General features: G+C 32.6%; 21 protein-coding genes and 3 pseudogenes. 18 read left to right on the forward strand and 6 right to left on the reverse strand.

Features of this window, described 5'->3' with window-relative positions; all coding sequences use genetic code 11:
- Positions 1–220: 220 nt before the first annotated feature.
- Entirely contained in the window at positions 221–1,093 is an 873-nt protein-coding gene (locus ACQVV1_RS10420; RefSeq protein WP_431168838.1) for a LysR family transcriptional regulator, read from the reverse strand.
- A gap of 119 nt (positions 1,094–1,212) precedes the next feature.
- Here ACQVV1_RS10420 and ACQVV1_RS10425 point away from each other — a divergent pair, with 119 nt between their 5' ends.
- The 6 genes and pseudogenes from ACQVV1_RS10425 (at position 1,213) to ACQVV1_RS10450 (ending at position 7,136) form a co-directional block, all read left to right on the forward strand.
- Positions 1,213–2,109, forward strand: coding sequence for a DMT family transporter (locus ACQVV1_RS10425; protein WP_431168839.1), 897 nt, complete (start codon positions 1,213–1,215; stop codon positions 2,107–2,109).
- 243 nt (positions 2,110–2,352) lie between these two features.
- A complete protein-coding gene (locus ACQVV1_RS10430; RefSeq protein ID WP_242255713.1) occupies positions 2,353–4,092 on the forward strand; it encodes an S-layer homology domain-containing protein in 1,740 nt (579 codons plus the stop codon).
- 164 nt (positions 4,093–4,256) lie between these two features.
- Positions 4,257–4,823 carry a DUF4256 domain-containing protein gene (locus ACQVV1_RS10435; protein ID WP_431168840.1) on the forward strand — a complete coding sequence of 189 codons (567 nt, stop codon included), beginning with the start codon at positions 4,257–4,259 and terminating at the stop codon, positions 4,821–4,823.
- A gap of 184 nt (positions 4,824–5,007) precedes the next feature.
- Positions 5,008–5,082, forward strand: a pseudogene (locus tag ACQVV1_RS10440) (PadR family transcriptional regulator); the annotation flags it as partial.
- 47 nt (positions 5,083–5,129) lie between these two features.
- Entirely contained in the window at positions 5,130–5,741 is a 612-nt protein-coding gene (locus ACQVV1_RS10445) for a DUF2812 domain-containing protein (RefSeq protein ID WP_431168841.1), read from the forward strand.
- Positions 5,742–6,005: 264 nt separating this feature from the next.
- The gene (locus tag ACQVV1_RS10450; RefSeq protein WP_431168842.1) at positions 6,006–7,136 is read left to right on the forward strand and encodes an S-layer homology domain-containing protein; all 1,131 of its coding nucleotides are present in this window, start codon (positions 6,006–6,008) and stop codon (positions 7,134–7,136) included.
- A 573-nt stretch (positions 7,137–7,709) separates the two neighbouring features.
- Here the strand turns inward: ACQVV1_RS10450 and ACQVV1_RS10455 are convergent.
- Both ACQVV1_RS10455 and ACQVV1_RS10460 read right to left on the reverse strand, forming a co-directional pair.
- Entirely contained in the window at positions 7,710–8,687 is a 978-nt protein-coding gene (locus tag ACQVV1_RS10455) for a DUF4179 domain-containing protein (RefSeq protein WP_242255705.1), read from the reverse strand.
- Positions 8,688–8,690: 3 nt separating this feature from the next.
- A complete protein-coding gene (locus ACQVV1_RS10460) occupies positions 8,691–9,221 on the reverse strand; it encodes an RNA polymerase sigma factor SigX (protein WP_242255703.1) in 531 nt (176 codons plus the stop codon).
- 294 nt (positions 9,222–9,515) lie between these two features.
- Between ACQVV1_RS10460 and ACQVV1_RS10465 the strand changes: the two are divergent.
- The 5 genes and pseudogenes from ACQVV1_RS10465 to ACQVV1_RS10485 all read left to right on the forward strand — a co-directional run.
- A pseudogene (locus ACQVV1_RS10465) lies at positions 9,516–9,707 on the forward strand (VaFE repeat-containing surface-anchored protein); the annotation flags it as partial.
- Between the two features lie 204 nt (positions 9,708–9,911).
- Complete coding sequence (locus ACQVV1_RS10470; RefSeq protein ID WP_242255701.1) at positions 9,912–10,685, forward strand: ABC transporter ATP-binding protein; 774 nt, start codon at positions 9,912–9,914, stop codon at positions 10,683–10,685.
- Entirely contained in the window at positions 10,660–12,630 is a 1,971-nt protein-coding gene (locus tag ACQVV1_RS10475; RefSeq protein ID WP_309259804.1) for an ABC transporter permease, read from the forward strand. The genes ACQVV1_RS10470 and ACQVV1_RS10475 overlap by 26 nt, the downstream gene beginning before the upstream one ends.
- Before the next feature lie 681 nt (positions 12,631–13,311).
- On the forward strand, positions 13,312–13,716 hold the full coding sequence (locus ACQVV1_RS10480) for a PH domain-containing protein (RefSeq protein WP_309259805.1): 405 nt from the start codon (positions 13,312–13,314) through the stop codon (positions 13,714–13,716).
- 75 nt (positions 13,717–13,791) lie between these two features.
- Positions 13,792–14,250: pseudogene (locus ACQVV1_RS10485) on the forward strand (alpha/beta fold hydrolase); the annotation flags it as partial.
- A gap of 327 nt (positions 14,251–14,577) precedes the next feature.
- On the opposite strand, the gene ACQVV1_RS10490 reads toward ACQVV1_RS10485, so the two are convergent.
- Together ACQVV1_RS10490 and ACQVV1_RS10495 are read right to left on the reverse strand one after the other, a co-directional pair.
- Positions 14,578–14,817 carry a DUF2798 domain-containing protein gene (locus ACQVV1_RS10490; RefSeq protein WP_431168843.1) on the reverse strand — a complete coding sequence of 80 codons (240 nt, stop codon included), beginning with the start codon at positions 14,815–14,817 and terminating at the stop codon, positions 14,578–14,580.
- A 227-nt stretch (positions 14,818–15,044) separates the two neighbouring features.
- A complete protein-coding gene (locus tag ACQVV1_RS10495) occupies positions 15,045–15,506 on the reverse strand; it encodes a hypothetical protein (protein ID WP_309259806.1) in 462 nt (153 codons plus the stop codon).
- 214 nt (positions 15,507–15,720) lie between these two features.
- On the opposite strand from ACQVV1_RS10495, the gene ACQVV1_RS10500 reads away from it, so the two are divergent.
- The 3 genes from ACQVV1_RS10500 to ACQVV1_RS10510 all read left to right on the forward strand — a co-directional run bounded on the left by ACQVV1_RS10500 (position 15,721) and on the right by ACQVV1_RS10510 (position 16,688).
- Positions 15,721–16,110: a YflT domain-containing protein gene (locus ACQVV1_RS10500; protein ID WP_242255695.1), complete on the forward strand. Its 390-nt coding sequence runs from the start codon at positions 15,721–15,723 to the stop codon at positions 16,108–16,110.
- A 50-nt stretch (positions 16,111–16,160) separates the two neighbouring features.
- Entirely contained in the window at positions 16,161–16,361 is a 201-nt protein-coding gene (locus ACQVV1_RS10505; RefSeq protein WP_431168844.1) for a CsbD family protein, read from the forward strand.
- A 75-nt stretch (positions 16,362–16,436) separates the two neighbouring features.
- Positions 16,437–16,688, forward strand: a complete 252-nt coding sequence (locus ACQVV1_RS10510) for a GlsB/YeaQ/YmgE family stress response membrane protein (RefSeq protein WP_000522902.1) — start codon at positions 16,437–16,439, stop codon at positions 16,686–16,688.
- 181 nt (positions 16,689–16,869) lie between these two features.
- Here the strand turns inward: ACQVV1_RS10510 and ACQVV1_RS10515 are convergent, their stop codons facing one another.
- A complete protein-coding gene (locus ACQVV1_RS10515) occupies positions 16,870–17,070 on the reverse strand; it encodes a hypothetical protein (RefSeq protein ID WP_000391018.1) in 201 nt (66 codons plus the stop codon).
- A 197-nt stretch (positions 17,071–17,267) separates the two neighbouring features.
- Here ACQVV1_RS10515 and ACQVV1_RS10520 point away from each other — a divergent pair, with 197 nt between their 5' ends.
- The 4 genes from ACQVV1_RS10520 to ACQVV1_RS10535 all read left to right on the forward strand — a co-directional run bounded on the left by ACQVV1_RS10520 (position 17,268) and on the right by ACQVV1_RS10535 (position 19,343).
- Complete coding sequence (locus tag ACQVV1_RS10520) at positions 17,268–17,606, forward strand: STAS domain-containing protein (RefSeq protein ID WP_063222004.1); 339 nt, start codon at positions 17,268–17,270, stop codon at positions 17,604–17,606.
- 6 nt (positions 17,607–17,612) lie between these two features.
- A complete protein-coding gene (gene rsbW / locus ACQVV1_RS10525) occupies positions 17,613–18,095 on the forward strand; it encodes an anti-sigma B factor RsbW (protein ID WP_242255693.1) in 483 nt (160 codons plus the stop codon).
- Positions 18,058–18,834, forward strand: coding sequence for an RNA polymerase sigma factor SigB (gene sigB, locus ACQVV1_RS10530; protein ID WP_431168845.1), 777 nt, complete (start codon positions 18,058–18,060; stop codon positions 18,832–18,834). The genes rsbW and sigB overlap by 38 nt, the downstream gene beginning before the upstream one ends.
- A 68-nt stretch (positions 18,835–18,902) precedes the next feature.
- Positions 18,903–19,343, forward strand: a complete 441-nt coding sequence (locus ACQVV1_RS10535; RefSeq protein ID WP_431168846.1) for a ferritin-like domain-containing protein — start codon at positions 18,903–18,905, stop codon at positions 19,341–19,343.
- Positions 19,344–19,511: the final 168 nt, after the last annotated feature.

Raw genomic sequence — 19,511 nt, forward strand, 5'->3', positions numbered from 1 at the left:
AAAGTAATAGTGGGAGTACTTACAAGCTCTTATGTTTTTGTATTAGAACGAAAAGTATAAGAAACAGCCCAAGTTTCAATGAGGAACTTGGGCTGTTTGTATGTTGTATTTCTCTTTTATATATATTCGCAAGTAAAGTAGCATAATATTCCTATAACAATTAGAACAATAAAACGTAATAGTTCCTTGCCTGTTGATTTTGTTTTGATTGCCGATATACTTATTCTCCATCCAGCCATTTTTGGGTATGTTCGATAAAGCGTTTTGCCGCTGGTAATGCGTGTTTAATTGAAGTGAGTGACAACCCAAGTGATCGAGTAGGTCTGTCTTCCAATTCTACAATCGTAACATTTTCGCTTTGTCCTTGTAATGCGAGTTCAGACATGACGCTGATCCCAAGTCCATTCTCCACCATCGCGACAATTACATGATCATCGCCGGTTTCAAATTGAATATTGAGATGAACCCGAGCTGCTTCTAATACTTTCCTAACATCGTAACCGCACGAAGAAGCAGGCATAATAAAAGGCACTTTCTCAAGCTGAGCATACCGAATCGTGGATTGTTTACTTAACGGGTGATCTTTAGGGAGTACACATAGCATTCGATCTTTTCTTAGTGGAATAGATTCGAGATGACTTGAAGACGGTAGTGACATAAAACCTAAGTCAATTACTCCTTGTTGAATCCACGTTTCAATCGTGCCATAATCTCCTTCCATTAATTTGATTTCAATTCGAGGGTGTTCCAAGTGAAATCGATGTATGATTGCAGGCAGCCAGTGAGTGGACACGCTTGTAAAGGTGCCAATGCGCAAGGTTCCCGCCTCTATGCCATTAATCTCTGCAACAGCTTGCTTTAATCGCTCATTATGGTTTACTATTTCACGCACATGCGTTAAAATACGGTCACCATTTTCCGTTAATCGAATGCCTGTTTTATTCCGAGAAAGCAGTTGAAACCCATACTCTAATTCAAGACTCCTGATCGCATGGCTGACACCTGACTGAGTTATATTCAGTGCTTCTGCTGCTCTTGATAAATTTCCCATTTCAACCGTCTTCAGAAAAATTTCGAACTTAGTCAGACTCATCGAATCTCCTACTTTCTTATGTATGAATTTTGTTCAAGTATAGCATTAAATATATTCAATTTACTAATATTTCAATCATAAATATACTATGTACATAAAATTGAAAAGGGGAACTAAAAATGAAACCTATAAAAGCTGATTTTATGATCTTAGTTGTTACAATGACCTGGGGTTCTTCCTACCTTTTTATGAAAGTCGGATTGGAAACTGTTCCTTCATTTTCTCTTGTTGCATTACGCTTTGGTATTGCTTTTTTGGTTTGTGTCGCTGTTTTTTGTAAACAATTTCGTTCAATCTATTTTGTTACTCTAAAATATGGTTTTATTCTGGGGTTTTTACTATTTGTGGTATCTGCTTCAGTCATCTTAGGTTTAAAAACAACATCAGCTTCAAATGCCGGTTTTCTAGCCAGTTTGACTGTAATCTTTATCCCTTTATTATCTATCGTTCTGTTCAAAGAACGACTAAGTTATAGACTGATCATTAGTGCCCTTGTTGCAATGACAGGCATTGGTTTACTGACTTTGAATAATCAATTAACACTAAACTCTGGAGATTTACTCTGTATACTCGCCGCTTTCTTTTATGCTTTTCATATTATTGTCACCGGGAGGGCGGCTAAAGTTGCGAATACATTGCAGCTTGGTATTCTTCAATTGGGATTTGCAGGAGGCTTTGGCATACTCTTTGCCCTGATTTTCGAAAAGCCGCAACTTCCATCCACTAAAGAAAGTTGGATCGCTGTACTGGTGTTAAGCATTGTCTGCAGTGCTTTTGCCTACATTGTTCAGGCGATGGCGCAGAAATACACAACACCGACACATACAGGACTCATTTTTTCATTAGAACCTGTATTTTCTGCAATATTCGCTTACCTGTTCATGAACGAAGTATTGCCACTCAAAGGGTATATTGGAGCATTGCTTATTCTTAGCGGTGTTATACTGGCTGAGATAAAAGTGAAGCGAAAACATTCATTTAAAGTAAAGAAGAGAGACGTGAAATGTACAGAGTAGTACCACTGAGTGAAGTTTCGCTTTATTCCAATGATTTTTGAATGTTATATTCCCTTATTATTTATATATTCACAAGTAAAACAACATAATATCACTATGAACACCTATAACAATATGAGTTTTTGCATATTTCAAAACTTAGTATATCCTTCAAAAAATTTTAATAGTATAATATGTTTTGTCATATTATTTTAGATTTTTCGACAAAATATATAAATAGAGAACGTATTGGGAGAAGGAATTATGTACACAAAACTACTAAAATCAATTACATCATTATCACTTATAGGTGGTGCTTTACTATATACAAATGGCAGTGACGTGAGAGCTGCTGAGGCAGGTATTTTTTCTGATGTGCCTACGTCGCATTGGTCGTATCCGGCAATTAAAGATTTATCGAGTAAAAATATTATTTCCGGTTATGGAAATGGGAAGTTTGGTTTCGGTGATGTTGCGACGAGAGAGCAAGTTGCAGCTTTAATTTATCGTGCGCTGTTACCGAATAAGCAAGGTGGTGCGTTCAGTAATGAAGGTGCTCGTTATGTATTAAAAGATGGATCTACTTTAAACAATCCGTATCGAGATATTCGCGCAGGATCCACATTGTTTCCAGAAGAGGTTTTAACGTTAACGAAATTAGGAATTTTTAATGGGGATGGAAACGGAGGGTTTAGACCGAAAGATTCTGTTAGCCGTGCAGAAATGGCGCAAATTATTAAAAATGCTTTTCAAGTTTCAGCTAAGCAAAAGCATACATTTAATGATGTTCCGAATGGTTTTTGGGCAGAAGGTGCGATTAGTGCGGTGCAGTCAAACGGGATTGCATCTGGTACAGGCGACGGGAAATTTGAACCTGCAAAAACGGTAACGCGTGAACAGTATGCACAGTTTTTATATAATGCTTTGCAATATAAAAATCCTGCGGTTGCGGTGAAAGATACAGGAGATGCAGCATTATTAGCAGCATTTAAAGATGAAGTGCAAAAGCGTATTAATACATATGAAACAAATATTACACTTCCATATAAAACGAAAAATAGCAATATGCAAGAAGTGATGGATACGCTTTTTAACGCCTATAAAGAAGTGGCAAGTAAAAATGAGTATACAAATTATAATAGATCGAATGTTTCATATGGAATTTCTGGATCACCTGGAAATTATACGTTTACGCTGAAAATTACATATCGCGAAACGAAAGAACAAACGGAATATGTAATGAAGCAAGCAAAGGCAATTGTTTCTTCTATTACTCAAGTTGGAATGGATGATCACCAAAAAGTGAAAGCGATTCATGATTATGTCGTAAAACATATTTCTTACGATACGTCTTATAAAGCTTACACAGCATATGAAGCACTTGTAAATCGTTCTGCGGTTTGCCAAGGTTACGCACTATTAACCTATCAATTATTAAAAGAAGCGGGAATTGAGAATCATTTTGTAGTAGGAACTGGAGACGGTCAGCCTCATGCTTGGAATTTAGTGAAAATCGAAAACAAATGGTATCACCTTGATACAACATTCGATGATCCGGTGCCAGATGAGCAGGGCCGCGTAACATATTCATATTTCAACTTATCAGATGAGCAAATCGCAAGAAATCACGTGTGGAATAGAAGTGACTATCCGCAAGCTACAACAAATTATTATAGTACATTAACAAATAAAATTGCGGCAGGTGGTACGAAAACCACTGCATACCAACAAATATTAAAAGATACAAAGTTAAATTATTTAGGAAATGAATACATTGCAAACAACTATAATGAATTCAAAAATAAAATGCAGCAACGTTATAATGCAAAGTCACCAAAAATTGAAATCCTTTATAAACAATCAATGGATGGCGCATTGCAAGATGTGAAAAAAGTAATTGGAGAAATCGGTTATCCGCAAGGAGCGAACCGTGTTTCTTATAAAGCTGAGCCGTATAATGCGAAAGAAGGATATTCTTTAGTGACGATTACGTTTACGTATTGAGAATGAGAGAAAGCATCTGTTTCAGGTGCTTTTTTTATTGTTGAAAAAGAGATTTTAAAAATTATATAATTTATTGTAAACTGCATACAAAACAATGATTGAGAAGATTTGTTATAAAACATATACTTAAATGATTAAAAGGACACATAATACGGAGGACTAATATGACAAAGAATAAAAATGAGTTATTGGTAGAACAACGAGAAGAATTGTTAAAAGTATTAAAATCTCGTTTTGAGAAGAATATGAACCGCCATGAAGAACTTGAATGGGCTAAAGTTGAAGCGAAGTTGGACGCTAATCCTGAAAAATTGTGGTCACTTAATGAAATGGAAGTAACTGGTGGTGAGCCAGATGTTATTGCTTATGATAAAGAGAAGGATGAGTATACTTTCTGTGATTGTTCAAAGGAGAGTCCTAAAGGCCGCAGAAGCCTTTGTTATGATCGTGAAGCGCTAGAATCAAGAAAAAAACATCAACCAGAAAATACGGTTATTGATGTAGCAAATGCTATGGGTATTGAACTATTGACTGAAGAGCAATATCGAGAGTTGCAACAACTTGGGGATTTTGATATAAAATCATCAAGTTGGGTACAAACACCTTCAGATATTAGAGAGCTCGGTGGTGCGCTTTTCTGTGATTATCGCTTCGGACATGTTTTTGTGTACCACAATGGAGCAGATTCTTACTATGCTGCCAGAGGTTTTCGTGGTTCTTTAAGGGTTTAAGTTTTATGTGAATAAGAAAAGGGTCTGCATTCAAAGGCGAAGAATAAGCAAGGATAATAAGAAAAACGCTATCTTTTAAAAAGGTAGCGTTTTTCTTATGGCTTATAAAGTTATTTCTGCATTTGACATATACAGTTGAACTATATAGTTTAGCTATATATTTATCGTTACATTGGAGGTGTGTATGAATAGAGATAAAAATTTACCATTAACGGAAACAACCTATTACGTACTTTTAGCTTTATTAGAGCCAGCACATTATTGAGGTTACAAAAAGTATATTACACGTATAGTTAGGGGGAAACGATGATGTGGAGATTGAAATTTTTTTTAGAATTTGAGAAAGAGGAAAAATGGTTAGAAGAGATGGCTTGGAAAGGCTATCAACTAGAAAGCACTACATTTGGTTATACATTTAGATATACAGAACCCGAAGATGCGACGATTAAAATAGACCATAGAGTATTTAGTAGGACAAGTGATTTTATTAATTACTGCACACTATTTGAAGATAGTGGCTGGGAGCATATAGCTGGTAATCGGTGGTCAGGTACGTACTATTTTAAAAAGGTAAATGAGGAAAGTGAAGATGACATTTTTTCAGATCAAATGTCACGAGCAGGGAAGTATAAACGTCTATCTAAAACATTTTTAGAATTAGCGATATGTTATTTGCCGATATTATTTTTATTTATGTATAGTAATACGATGAATTTAGGAGCATTTGTAAATCCGAAAGAACTATACTTAACTCCAGGATTATGGGATAAGCAAGGCGTATCGTTTCTATGGTCATTCTTATTTGAAACGCCATTTGCATTAATGAGAGGACTTTTTTTAACATTTATCCCTGTTGCGACATGTATGTTTTTCGTTTGCTCGTATAAAGCAAATCGATTGTATGAAGAGAGAAGATGATAGGAGGGATCCCCTTAAAGCTGATGTTTTGAGGGGTTTTTTGCATTTGTAAATGGTATCTTTTTAAAATGGATAAAGGAAAAGAATGCGTATTGGAAGCAAATTATTATGATTTTAATGTAGTTGTGTACTCATTATCAACTGGAATAATCTTCTTTAAATATTCCATAATTAACCTACATATAACATCTTTATATGTTAATATAAAAGGGTATGCACGGTATTCTTTTCAACATATTATTTTAAGAATAAGGGGATTCAATTATGAATTTTAAACAATTAATTTTAGCAGGGACAGTTATTGCATCAACAACACTAACTCCTCTAACAAATGTGCAAGCAGAAAATACAATAGGATTTAAAGATGTTCCTGGAAATCACTGGTCTTATAAAGCAATTATGGATTTAAAAGAGAAAAATATTGTAGCTGGTTATGGAAACGGAATGTTTGGTTTTGGTGATAACATTACACGAGGACAAGTGGCTAAACTAATATATGCTTACTTGAAGCCAGCAGATGAACTTACTACACAAAATCCTTTCACAGATATAGAAGGGCATATGTTTGAAAAAGAAATTCTAGCTCTGAATAAAGCTGGTATTATGAACGGATTTGGTAATGGGAAATTTGGTCCAGATAATGTTTTAACACGTGAACAATTAGCTGTTGTATTAACAAAGGCATTTAATTTCCAAGCAACATCTACTACCACTTTCAAAGATGTAGATAAAAATTACTGGGCAACAAATGCTATCAGTGCATTACAAGAAAATAAAATCACGACGGGCACGGGTGATAATAAGTTTGAACCGCAAAGTCTCGTGACTCGTGAGCAGTATGCACTATTCTTATACAATGCAATTAATAAATCAGAAAAAGAGCCTGAGTTAAAGCCTACTGTTATACTGCAAGATTTAGCAGATGATGATATTTATTATTATGAAGGTTGGATGGAGAGCTCATCTGTACTGAAAAGATCTGTATCTAAGGAAGCACAAAATTTTGTTACTCAAATCAATACAAAATATAATGCGGAATTAAAGTATGCAGCGATAGGTGGTCCAGGTTCAGAGGTCGTTTTATTCTCTCCAGTATTAGAGGGGATTCCAGAATTTTATGGGAATTTCACTGTAAGGGGTGATGATGAAAATAACTTTACTGTTAATTTTGTAATTGAGAGAGGCCAAGGTAATAAGGCGTTACTAGAGTTAGGGAAAAAGTGGATCACTATGATAAATCCAAACTTAGATTTGAGTAAAGAGATTGATAATATAGTGGCTTCTAATACACGCACAGGTAATTTTGAAATAAATAAAAACAATCTTAAAATAGAGATAAGCTTAGAGAAGCAAAATTCTAGTAGTGATCTAATGCATGTTAAAATCAACAAGTAAAAAAGAGGAGTGAAGTTTCACTCCTTTTTTAATTATGCTATTTCTACTTTTATCCCGCTATTCTACCTATGATGCTAACAGGGATTATAAACCCGTAGATCAAATGAATCCTGAAGAAATCCAAAAGTGTCATCACTGCAATTGTTCTTTTATTAATGGCTGCATGGACTACAAAAGGACCTCATACAGACGACCAGCATAAATAAATTATTGTATTTCTCAATAAACAAAAACAACTTAACATGGTAAAATAATAGTTGGATGGGAGTCCAATACATATTATTAAAATTAAGATGGTTCAAGTCGGAGGAAGGCACCTTAGGGTGTCTTTTCTTTTTTACAAAAAAAGAAAATTTTACATTTAAACGCATTTTAAATACAAAATAACCGATTTCTTATACGTTAAGAAACCGGTTATTTATTTCTCTACTTTTTTAGGGAGCTTTTTCTTATAATGGTCTTAAATCACAAATAAAAGATAGAGTAAAAACTACATAAAAAATAAATGTAACGAAAACAAGAAAACATATAAACTGAGAATTAGATACATACTGTTCTATTCTTTTTTTCATGTTAATTCGTATTATTTTTCAAATGTGAAGTATCAATTGGAATTTGAGCTTTCCAAGATCCAGCTACTTTTCCAATTTTATTTATATTTATATCTAGCGTAAGAGGTTGTTTGAAAGAGTCTTTTCCTTCAGGACCTTCAACAAATGTAACGACACCTTCTGGTTTGTCTTTCTCACGAATGCCTACATGATCTAATTTTTTACCAGCTGCCATAAGTTCAAAAGGAAGAAGATCATCTGAATCTTGGATAAAAGATATTACCCCTACTTTTTTAAGCTCAGGGTTTTCTTCTTGTTGTCCATTAACCTTACCATCATTCCCAAGTTCTAATCCCGATGTATCAAATTCAAATGGTACTAAACTTCCGTCAGCTTTTTCCATTCTATAATGAACTGATATACGTGAATCTGCGATATATAATTCTTTGAAATGTACAGTAATACCTTGATCTGTAATTTTTTCATCAATAGGAATATATTTACCATTCTTCATTCCATCTATTTTGTTACCATTTTCATCTGTACCCCCCTCATTTACAACCTTATCGTTTATAACTGCATTAGAAAAATACGAGGCAACATTTGTAGCCGCCACTTGTACTTGTGGAATCATTGCTGTTGTGAAAAGTGCTGCTGCAGCTACTGCTGTATACATGAAACGTTTTGATTTTTTACTCATGTTTGTAAAGGTTCCTTTCTTCTGTTGTTTTTTGTGATTTATATTAGAAACATTCTCTAACTTGGAACGACTTTCAAATGTTTTCCATGCTTGTTCTATATCAATTTTGATTTCATGTGGTGAATTTGCACATTCTTCATCTAGCATTACGTTTTCCCATTGATTTAATTTACTAATTTCTACTAATAAATCTTGGCATGCTTCACATGTATCTAGGTGCTTTGTGAATTCCTTTCTTATATCATGAGAAAGTTCGCCATCAATATATGTTTGAATAAATCCGATATCATAACATTTCATTTGTTATGCCTCCTCTATTTGTTTATAAATCTTGCGAAATTTCATTTTGGCTCGGACCAATAATGTTCCAATAGAAGATATTTCAATTTGAAGTATTTCTGCAATTTCTTTATATTGAAAACCAGAGAATTTCATTAGTAAAAGGGTTCGTTCTCGATCATTCATTTTATTTAGTATCGTTTGGACCTTTGTAATTTCTTCTTTTCTTATCCAATCATCGTCTAACGATGAAACATTTTGTACGTCATGGTATTGGATTTCTTTATCAATTTTCGCTTGCTGCCTTTTTTCAGATCGGAAATGGTTATAAGCAACATAAGTAGAAGATTTAATCAACCATCCAGGTATGTTTTCAATTCCTTTCCAATCACTACGATATAATTGTAAAAATACTTCTTGTGCTAACTCTTCAGCTATAGATTGGTCTTTAACAATCCATATAATCTGTTTCACAGCATAAGCATAGTACTGCTTAAATAAATCTTCAAAGGTCATATTAGAAGTATGACTTTCTTCATTTTCTATCGTTAACATGTTAGTTTAAACCTCACTTTCAATTTGATACCTGTATTATAGAGAAACCAGAAAAACGGATTTTGTGACAGTTTTTCTAGTTATTTTTTTATATTTTTTATTATGTACTAAAAAAAGCATTCATCTGATTAAAAGATAAATGCAAAAAGGGAACTATAACTCTTACAGTAGTTGTCTATTCATGTATAAGAAAACAGTTAGTTTGTTGCCAAATTGTATTTAAGCGTACAATTTTCTTTTTTTCATATGGTGCCCCCATCGCTATTAACTTAAGAAATTGATTCTCCCCAAAACGAAAGAAACGGTTCTATCACATTAGATTTCACATTTAATGCTTCTGGACTACAAGGTAAAGAACTAGTAGTTTTTGAAGAACTGTATCAAGATAATATCTTAATAGCTATTCACGCTGAAATTGAAGAGAAGGGACAAACAGTGCAATTTAAAGAAGTAAAGCTAGAACAACTTAAACCAGAACAGCCGAATGTTACCCTTTTTATGGAATTAATTTATAAATGCCTCTAAATTAACCATATTCTTGACAATACTACTATTTACTTTAATATTAATTGCACTTTCTTATTGTAATCTTACATTCTTGTAAGGTAAATGTAAGACAATTCAATATGAAGACTATAACGCTTTAGATTAAATTGTAGATATCCAATAAACGAACAGGAGATAGCAACAATGAGTATATTAACAGTCCGTAACTTAAGTAAAATTTATAATACAGGAGAAGTATCTTATAAAGCTCTTTCCAATATTGATTTGACAATACAAAAAGGAGAATTTGTAGGGATTATGGGAGCATCAGGGAGTGGAAAATCAACTTTACTGAATATGATTTCTACTATTGATGCACCAACATCTGGGGAAGTATTTATTAACGAAAGAAATCCCTATTGTTTATCTTCTAATGATTTAGCTCTATTTAGACGTCGTGAACTAGGATTTGTCTTTCAATCTTTTAACCTCATGAATACTCTAACTGTAAAAGAGAATATTGTTTTACCACTTACATTAGATAATGTAAGTTTGAATGATATGAACGAAAAAGTAGAAGTTATTTCTAAACAACTGGGGATTGAAGAGATTTTAAATAAAAGAACCTATGAAATTTCAGGAGGTCAAGCCCAACGAACTGCCATTGCTCGTGCCCTCATTCATTCTCCTCAATTAATTTTAGCAGATGAGCCAACAGGAAATTTAGATTCAAAAGCGGCAAATGATGTGATGGAACTTTTAAAGAAATTAAATCAAGAAGAACAAGTAACTATGATGCTAGTGACACATGACCCTGTAGCAGCGAGTTACTGTGACCGAGTAGTTTTTATTAAAGATGGATCTTTTTATAATGAAATTTATTGCGGTGACAATCGTTCAAGATTTCACAAAAATATTATGGATGTAATATCTTTATTAGGAGGCAATCAACATGAATTTGCGTCAGTTCGCGCTTAATAACGTCATTCGTAATAAGCGATTATATTTAGGCCATTTTTTAAGTAGTACATTTGCCGTGATGATTCTATTCATTTATGAATTACTTGCATTTCATCCTAATTTCACTGGTAATCTTGTATCGACAAGTGCGGTCATAAGTGCCTTAAGTACACAAGGATTTAAAATTACTCAATATCTAATTATATTTTTCTCCTTCTTTTTCATTCTATATTCTATTACTATGTTTTTAAAAACAAGGAAAAAGGAATTTGGTATCTTAATACTCCATGGCATGTCTGACACACAATTAAAAAAGTTAATCTTCATGGAAAATATGTTAATTGGATGTTCTGCAATTATTGTTGGGATTGGAACTGGATTAGTCTTTGGAAAATTAATTTTATTGATATGTAGTTCACTTTTCCTATTAAAAGGTGGGCTTCCATTTTATTTTCCTACTAAGGCAATTTTAATGACATCTATTATGTTTTTTATTTTATTTATACTTGTCTCTTTTTTCACTTTACGAGTAATGAAAGTATCCCAGCTAATTGAACTCATGAAATCTGAAGAAAAACCAAAAACGGAACCAAAGTCATCTAAATGGCTAGCTTTCTTTTCAATTCTTTGTATTATCATTGGATATGCCTCAGCATTTTATTTAGATACAGCATTGGAAAAAGGAACCGATTATATATATGTTATGTTAATATGCGTTTTCTTATGTGTATTAGGAACATACTTTTTATTTACTCAGCTCAGCTTTTATGTCATTACAATATTGAAAAATCGTCAATACACTTTCTTTAAAAAAACAAATATGTTAACGATTTCGGAGTTAGCATATCGAATGACAGATAACGCAAGAACACTATTTCTAGTAAGTATACTTTCGGCAGTTGCCTTTACCTCTATTGGTGCTTGTCTTGCTATTGGAAATGGAGCATTAGCGGAAGTTGACAGCCCTTATGCGTTTGAGTATACATCATTGAAACGCAACAAGCAGGAGTCCTCTCATATTTCTCAAATCGAGAAACAATTACATGATGCTGGATTCTCATATAAGTTAGTAACTTCTACTGGTTTTAATACAGAAGGAGGTGCAACAATTATGAGCCTGACTGATTACAACGCAACTGCCAAAATACTAGGATACCCAGTAGAAACATTAAAAAAGGAAACGGATAGTCTAATTCTACCATCAAAAAAATATTTAAGAACAGCTTCTCAAGATGAATTAAAGAAAGTGTCTTCATCTCTTAAAATAGAACAGGGTAATATGCATTTTAATCTTTCGAGGAATAAGATATTAAGGGATAATATTATTGGCCCATCTTATCATTTTTCTGTTGTTGTTTCAGATTCAATGTACGAAACAATACTAAAAAAGCAATTAGCAGAAGGAAAGACTGATCAGCATAAAGTCTATCGTTTTTTAATTAAAAATATGCATGAAGCAGCAGATGTTGCTAAACAACTTGAGAAGGTAATTTTATATGATTATCAAAGTGGACAACCACCTTTTATATTTGATTGCTCGGTCTTACAATGGTTAGAACGTAAACAAATGAATGCAATGCTATCTATTCTTAGCGTACTAGTGGGGGTTGTATTTTTTATATTTGCAATTAGCTTCTTATACTTCCGTTTATTCACAGATTTAGATCGAGATAAAAGCCAATTTCAAACGCTTTCTAAATTAGGGTTAACTAAAAGAGAGTTAAAAAAAATTGTAACCCAACAAATTAGCATATTATTTTTTGTGCCTATTGTGATTTCTGTTATTCACAGTAGCGTAGCCTTTTTGGCAATAAGGGCTTTAGCACAGAGCAGGGTGGGCGTAGACTTACCTGTTGCAGGGAATTCTATTCTCATATTCACAAGCTTTATTAGTGTACAAATAATTTACTACCTTATTATTAGAAGAAATTATTTGCGTCAAATACTTCATTTTATAAAATAAAGCAAAAAGTATTATATTAATTAGATGGACAAAGGAATAGTATTTAAATTTATAAAACAATAATTTGATTTAATAGATTTTAGCGTATTGTTAAACGTGATAAAGAAATTCTTATATAAAAATAAGCACATCTGTTTTTTAACGAGATGTGCTTATTTTGATTTTAATAATTTATTCCTATTATTGATTCATACTTACCTGAAGTTCGTAACAGCTAGAGCAGAGGCTTAGACGTAGTTTAGTTTTGCTTTGAACGATATAACCACACTGTTTACAAGTCCGTTGCTCCAAACTTACTTTTCTACCATTTGGTAATGCAAGTTTTTGCTTATCAGATAGTTGTTTTTTTCTGATTTTGAGCGTTTATATAGCTGTATATACCTATTATTTACTCTCTGGAATACATTAGCTATAGGGCTTCTAAAGGATTTAAACCTTCTTTACTGAGTTTTAGTTTTATTTGCAAGTTCTAATGGAACCTCATTCTAATTTTTATAACTTATCATTTATCTTCACCCCATTGATTAAATTAGTTTTTGAAATAAATATGTGAATCTTTTTAGGTTTGTTATTAATCTTATATAAACTCTAATCTAATTCTAATTTATGGTAAAATTAAATGGCGGATAGGAAGAAAAAGGATAAATGGTAAGAGATTATTTGCATACCGGGGGAATAAAAATGTTAAACAATAATGTATTAGATGCACTATTTAATGAGGTAGCATATGAAGATGAATTGTATTTTTATTATTTTTACACTATGAAAATGGCAGCAACATCAGAATATCTTAAATTTGGACCTGGTGCATTTTTAGAAAATCAACATCAAGTGATTTGTTTTACTAATAAGAGGATAATGATGCTTGAATTGAATCCTTTAACTGGTAAGTTTAATGGTAATAAACTAATAATTAATATTGAAGATGTAGAGGGTATAAAAGTAAAAAGAGGGCTAATAAAGTCTAAAGTTATTGTTACATTAAAAGGTAACAAAGGAGATATCGTTATGAATCCCAATAGTTTTACAATTGGATTATCAAATCATAAAAAAAACTTAGTGAAACTCCAAGAGATGTATAGCTAAAAAACAGTCTCTATAAAGTTAAAAAATTCATTTTGATTATGATCTTGATAAAAGACTAATTAGAATGGATTTTTTGTTTCTTTTGGAGGATGGACAACAATGAACTTGGCTAGATATAATTCTGAGCATATTGCTACGGCTAGTTTATTGGACCCAGTTTTTGTATTTACGCAAATATCCATAAAGATGATTCTAGCATCTATTCCAGCTTCCGTTCCTATTGTACCTAAGTTTATAAGAGAAAAGATGTTAAGCTATGTTTCTGGAGGAGCAGAAATAAATGGCGATGAGCCGATCGCTAAGTTAATCGAGTCGGGTATGCGTAACTATAAACTTAAAACGTCAGCGCCTGATTTAGTTAGTAAAGAAGACTTGAAAAATATCAATATTCCAGTGCTTGCATTAATGGCTGAAAAAAGTACAATGCATAATTCGGTAAAAGCAGTTGAAACTGGGAAAAGATATGTGAAAGATATCGATATAGTGAACTGGAAAAATGCATCTCACGCAATCAATGGTGAATTCTCTAACTAGGTGAATGCTAGAATTCTTGATTTTATAGAAAAACATGCTAATGATAACTAAGTTGAACGTGGAGAATATGTTGTAATGACAATGTTACTTTTTCTATTTTCGTGAATATGTATAATTACATAAAATTTCAGAGAAAAAGAGAGTATACTTTCATATTGTGTAATAAAGATAAAGCTCGCCTACGGAAATAGGCGAGCTTTTTTAACATATAAAGAAAAGACAACTTTTCAGGTACCTTTCTTCGAGTTGAAACATTTTACTAGGTTAAGTTTTGTGGTGATTATTTCTATTAATTTAAATGAACTAGAGTAGTGCATCACTTTATTTTTAAGCATCCTTCTCAACAAATATGAATATTTTCATTATCCTTTTCACTACAAAGGGTAGTAATTTAGAAGCTAAAAATGCAAGTATGAAGGCAATTCCCCATGTTTTCAGCCATGATTTGAGAAATAAAGCTGTATACCCAACGTTCATTGAAACTATGACGAAAGAGATAATACTAGATATACCTAAAATCATAAAGAGATTAAAAATTATCGGTTCAAATTTTTTATTGATTTTCAAAATTAACACCTATTTTCTATATATACTTTGCTGCCCGATTTCACCAACATCTAATCTTACAGTTTGAAATCTAGGTTGTCCAGCTTGTTGTACTTTTCTGCAATAGCAACAATAGTTATATAACTAATATATTTCTGCTTTGGATGATAAGGAGCAGAACTCGTTTGCTCGTATAAAGCAATTAGGCTGTATGAAGAGAAAAAGGATCCCCTTAAAGGAGATTCTTTTTACATTTTAAAGAAATCTTTCATCATTTTAGCATCTTTAATGTTCACCGTTACACCTTCAACTTTATCTTTCTTCTCATCTTTAGCAATCGTAATTTGCTCCTTATTATCAACCCACACAAGAAACTCTTCTTTTGCGTCATCTTTATATGTAACGGTTATAGTAGAATGCACAGATTGTCTCTTTTTTTGATCTAATGTGATTGGTTTAGAGGTACCTTTTTGAACTGCTGAAACGATAGATTTTACCATTTCTTCATTACTTGTTTGAGATTTGGAAGTAGTATGATTTGTTGTTTTGAGTATTTCAATGTCTGTAATATTTGCGGAGTTTAATTGAAAGGTATTTTGTGTATGTTCTTGCTTAACTTGTGAAGCTTTATCTGTAGCTGAGGTGCTTGTACAACCAATTAAAGTGAAAGATAGAGCGGTTAGAGCGCATATAGATATGATTTTTTTCATAGTATCCCTCCTTACGTTTAATTATAAAAATTTTCTGTTAAATTAGGTAGTTATTGTAAGTTGGGTGAGATGTTTTAAAGTGGAAAATTACGCTGTTCATTCTCTATTAAAAAAAATCTAAATAACTTTTTTCATATTTTATGTTTAACATTGGGAAAATGGGTGTACTACATATAATATAACAAATAATTCATTTTAGAGGAGGAAGTTAAAGATGGAAACGAAGTATAGTAAACCTTTTGTATATGAATTTATTACGGAGAAAGAGGTCATGAATGCGGCGAATGATCTAGTGAAGAAAGGAATAGACCAAGAAGATATTTACGTATTAACACATGAGAAAGAAAGGACAGATAGAATCGCAGACAATGCAGACGTGAATACAATTGGAATAAAAGAGGAAGGACTTGGGACAAGTATTATTAACGTCTTTCAAAAAACGGGAGATCAGTTAAGAAATAAGATGCAAGAGTTAGGGCTTAATGAGGAAGAAGCTAACTTTTATGAAGAAAAGCTGGATGAAGGGAAAATCTTGTTATTCGTTAAGGATTTAGAAAGAGTCGGTGAATGGCTACAAGAAAGAAGATGCACGTATTCTCTTTAAATTTGTATCCTTTACATCTATAAATCTATTACGAAAAGGAGATTGGAAATATGAGTGAGAGCGGTCTAAAAGAACAAATTACGGGTAAAGTTGAAAAGAAAAAGGGACAAGTAAAAGAAGGAATTGGTGAAGTTACAGAAGATAGAGAGTTGAAAAATGAAGGGAAGTGGGAGAAGACGAAGGGAACTATAAAAGAAAAAGTCGGAAAAGTGAAACAAAGGATAAGTGATGGATTGGATAATAAAGAATAATACATGTTTATCAAGCTTTGGTTACACACCAAAGCTTGATAAATCAAATATAAAAACAATATAGGAGGTTTAATTGTGGGACTTATTATTACGTGTATTGTAGGTGGACTTATTGGTGCGTTAGCTGGAATGATTACGGGAAAAGACTTTCCTTTAGGTATAGTTGGTAATGTGATTGCTGGTTTAATTGGATCTTGGGTTGGTAGTGCATTATTTGGTCACTGGGGTCCTGAATGGGGAGGCATTTTTATTCTTCCAGCGTTATTAGGTGCAATCGTCTTTATTTTAATCGTTACATTCTTCTCTAGAATGCTACGGAAAGCGTAAGTATGATAATGAATAGTAATCTTAAGTTTATTATATATAGCTCTAAAGTTAATAAACTGATAAATATACATAAAAAAGCATCCAATTAAAATAATTTGGATGCTTTTTTTATGTAATCTGCATAGGAATGAGTGGGGGATGAAGACCCCCCACTCATTGAAATTACACTTTCTATTATGTATTAAACCATCGTTACTTTTTTACAATTATTTATTCTTACAACCTGCCTCGGTTCTATATGAGATAAGTCCTCGTTATTGCCTATATCAACTACAATTGTATTCGTTAGTATGTTAATAATGGAACCAACTAATTTTGTAGCATGATCGTGTCGATAAGAAAATTGAACGAAATCTCCCTTTTTAAAGCTGTGCTCTTCCATAGATAGATCCCCCTAAAAATAATGTTTATACATTATACATACACAAATTTATAAGGTTTAAACATTTGATAATATTTTTTTAGTGTTAAGCCGAGAAAGGTGTAGAAAATTTATTTATAATGAAAATAAAAAAATATGTTTAAAATTAATTTTTATGGGTAATTAAGATAGTAGTAGTTTGAGATAAGGGGGCGGAAATGATGAATTTGGCAATAAATATTTTGCAAAATGATTTAGGTTATACGGTACAACTTACTGGTGAAATTGATGCGTATACGGCATCAGATTTGAAAAATAAGATTATGCCTATTGCAAGCGAGAAAGAGGTTCATATTGTAGTAGATTTTCATAACGTAGATTATATGGATAGTACTGGTTTAGGCGTTTTTATAGCTTTATTAAAAGCAGTTAAGAAAAATGATGGAAAACTAGAGTTTATCGGTGTATCTAAAAGACTAAAAAGATTATTTGATATTACAGGGTTAACAGAAATATTAAATTTGAATTCCGATGCTGAAAAAGTAGAAAGAAGGTGACTAGGGATGATGGAGAAATTTGAAAAGATAGAAATGAAAATTCCTGCAAAAGCAGAATATGTGGCTATTATTCGTTTAACAATGGCTGGTGTTGCGAATCGAATGGGCTTTGCTTATGACGATATAGAAGATATGAAAATTGCTATTAGTGAAGCATGTACAAACATTGTCCAACATGCATACAAAGAAGATGTTGGAGAAATTACAATTGTCTTTGGTCTATATGAAGATCGATTAGAAATTATGGTTGCGGATAATGGGATTAGCTTTGATTTTAGCACCTTAAAAAATAAAGTTGGTCCGTATGATATTAGTAAACCAGTAGAACATTTGCCGGAAAATGGTTTAGGTTTATATTTAATCAATACGTTAATGGATGATATACAAATTATGCATGATGAGGGCATGACAGTTTTAATGACAAAATATATACAAAGAGAGCAGGTGGAGAATGATGGAAGTCCAATCTCAACCTACGAATCTTACTAAAGAAGACGTTATTAAACTAATTGCAGAATTCCAACAAAACCAATGTGATGAAGCGCAGGAAAGGTTAGTTGATCATTATAAAAATCTCGTATATTCCATTGCATATCGTTATTCAAAAGGCGGGCCTATGCATGAGGATATTATACAAGTAGGAATGTTAGGGCTCTTAGGCGCAATAAGAAGGTATGATTATTCGATAGGGAATGCTTTTGAGCCGTTTGCAATACCTACTATAGTAGGCGAAATAAAGAAGTATTTACGTGATAAAACTTGGGGCATTCACGTTCCAAGGCGAATTAAAGATTTGGGCGGGAAAATTAAACTTGCGATAGAGGAGTTAACAGATCATTTGCAGCGTTCACCGAAGATTATAGAGATTGCGGATCATTTAGGACTATCCGAAGAGGAAGTGCTAGAGATTATGGATGCTAAAAATAATTATCGAGTATCTTCCTTAGATGATGTAGTTGAAAATTCATCTGATGGAAGTTCGGTAGCGAGAATTGAATCTGTAGGTGAAGTAGAGCAAGGATATGAACAGACAGAAAGGCGTCTCGTTTTAGAGGATATTTTTAACGTATTAAATGAGACAGAAAAGAGTGTTATTCATTATATATTTGGAGAAAATTTAAATCAAAAAGATACAGGGGAACGGTTAGGTATTTCACAAATGCACGTTTCTCGTATTAAAAGACAAGCGATAAGTAAATTGAAGCAAGCAGCGTTTTTAGATACATAAAAATTTTAAATAATGATGTTTAAAACATGAGAAAAGGGGTACTTATTAAGTATAGGAGGAGATATTAAATGTCACACGATGTGAAAGAACTAATCGAAGGATTGAATGAAGATTTAGCAGGAGAATACTCAGCAATTATTATGTATAACCATAATGCAGCTACGGTTTCTGGTATATATAGACAAGTATTAAAACCTTTCTTTGAATCTGAAATTAGTGATGAACAAGGACATGCCCTATATTTAGCGGAGAAAATTAAGACGCTAGGTGGTACACCTACTACGCCCCCTTTACCAGTGAAACAAGTAGAAGATGTTAGAGAAATGTTAGAAGAAGCTAGACAATCAGAATATGAAACAATTAAGCGTTATGAAAAGCGAAAAGAACAAGCAGCGGAATTAAATATGACAGAGTTAGTTGTAAAGTTAGAAGATATGATTGCAGATGAAACAAATCATATGGAAGAATTAGATCGTCTTTTAAATGACAAAGCAATGGTGTTAAATTAAAAGTGGAAATTTATAGAGTGAAAGAACAAACTCTCATTTCTGGGGGTTTGTTCTTTTGCTGTGTAAATATGTTTGAGTAGGAAATTTTCATTTTATAACTGAGTATGTAATACTAGAAAAATAGAAAATGATAATAGATTTACATTTTAAATCAGAAAAGGGGAAATA

Source organism: Bacillus basilensis (genome assembly GCF_050630465.1).
Taxonomy (GTDB): Bacteria; Bacillota; Bacilli; order Bacillales; family Bacillaceae_G; genus Bacillus_A; species Bacillus_A basilensis.

Excerpts from the sequence above, each read along its gene's own strand:
- ACQVV1_RS10420 (WP_431168838.1), bottom strand. The coding sequence starts at position 1,093 with ATGAGTCTGACTAAGTTCGAAATTTTTCTGAAGACGGTTGAAATGGGA.
- ACQVV1_RS10535 (WP_431168846.1), top strand. The coding sequence starts at position 18,903 with ATGTCACACGATGTGAAAGAACTAATCGAAGGATTGAATGAAGATTTA.
- ACQVV1_RS10455 (WP_242255705.1), bottom strand. The coding sequence starts at position 8,687 with ATGAAATGTTATGATATCGGATTTATTCAAACATATATTGATGGCGAA.
- ACQVV1_RS10470 (WP_242255701.1), top strand. The coding sequence starts at position 9,912 with ATGAGTATATTAACAGTCCGTAACTTAAGTAAAATTTATAATACAGGA.
- ACQVV1_RS10480 (WP_309259805.1), top strand. The coding sequence starts at position 13,312 with ATGTTAAACAATAATGTATTAGATGCACTATTTAATGAGGTAGCATAT.
- ACQVV1_RS10460 (WP_242255703.1), bottom strand. The coding sequence starts at position 9,221 with ATGTTAACGATAGAAAATGAAGAAAGTCATACTTCTAATATGACCTTT.
- ACQVV1_RS10520 (WP_063222004.1), top strand. The coding sequence starts at position 17,268 with ATGATGAATTTGGCAATAAATATTTTGCAAAATGATTTAGGTTATACG.
- ACQVV1_RS10515 (WP_000391018.1), bottom strand. The coding sequence starts at position 17,070 with ATGGAAGAGCACAGCTTTAAAAAGGGAGATTTCGTTCAATTTTCTTAT.
- ACQVV1_RS10445 (WP_431168841.1), top strand. The coding sequence starts at position 5,130 with ATGATGTGGAGATTGAAATTTTTTTTAGAATTTGAGAAAGAGGAAAAA.
- ACQVV1_RS10500 (WP_242255695.1), top strand. The coding sequence starts at position 15,721 with ATGGAAACGAAGTATAGTAAACCTTTTGTATATGAATTTATTACGGAG.
- ACQVV1_RS10425 (WP_431168839.1), top strand. The coding sequence starts at position 1,213 with ATGAAACCTATAAAAGCTGATTTTATGATCTTAGTTGTTACAATGACC.
- rsbW (WP_242255693.1), top strand. The coding sequence starts at position 17,613 with ATGATGGAGAAATTTGAAAAGATAGAAATGAAAATTCCTGCAAAAGCA.
- ACQVV1_RS10450 (WP_431168842.1), top strand. The coding sequence starts at position 6,006 with ATGAATTTTAAACAATTAATTTTAGCAGGGACAGTTATTGCATCAACA.
- ACQVV1_RS10495 (WP_309259806.1), bottom strand. The coding sequence starts at position 15,506 with ATGAAAAAAATCATATCTATATGCGCTCTAACCGCTCTATCTTTCACT.
- ACQVV1_RS10475 (WP_309259804.1), top strand. The coding sequence starts at position 10,660 with ATGAATTTGCGTCAGTTCGCGCTTAATAACGTCATTCGTAATAAGCGA.
- ACQVV1_RS10505 (WP_431168844.1), top strand. The coding sequence starts at position 16,161 with ATGAGTGAGAGCGGTCTAAAAGAACAAATTACGGGTAAAGTTGAAAAG.
- ACQVV1_RS10430 (WP_242255713.1), top strand. The coding sequence starts at position 2,353 with ATGTACACAAAACTACTAAAATCAATTACATCATTATCACTTATAGGT.
- ACQVV1_RS10435 (WP_431168840.1), top strand. The coding sequence starts at position 4,257 with ATGACAAAGAATAAAAATGAGTTATTGGTAGAACAACGAGAAGAATTG.
- sigB (WP_431168845.1), top strand. The coding sequence starts at position 18,058 with ATGATGGAAGTCCAATCTCAACCTACGAATCTTACTAAAGAAGACGTT.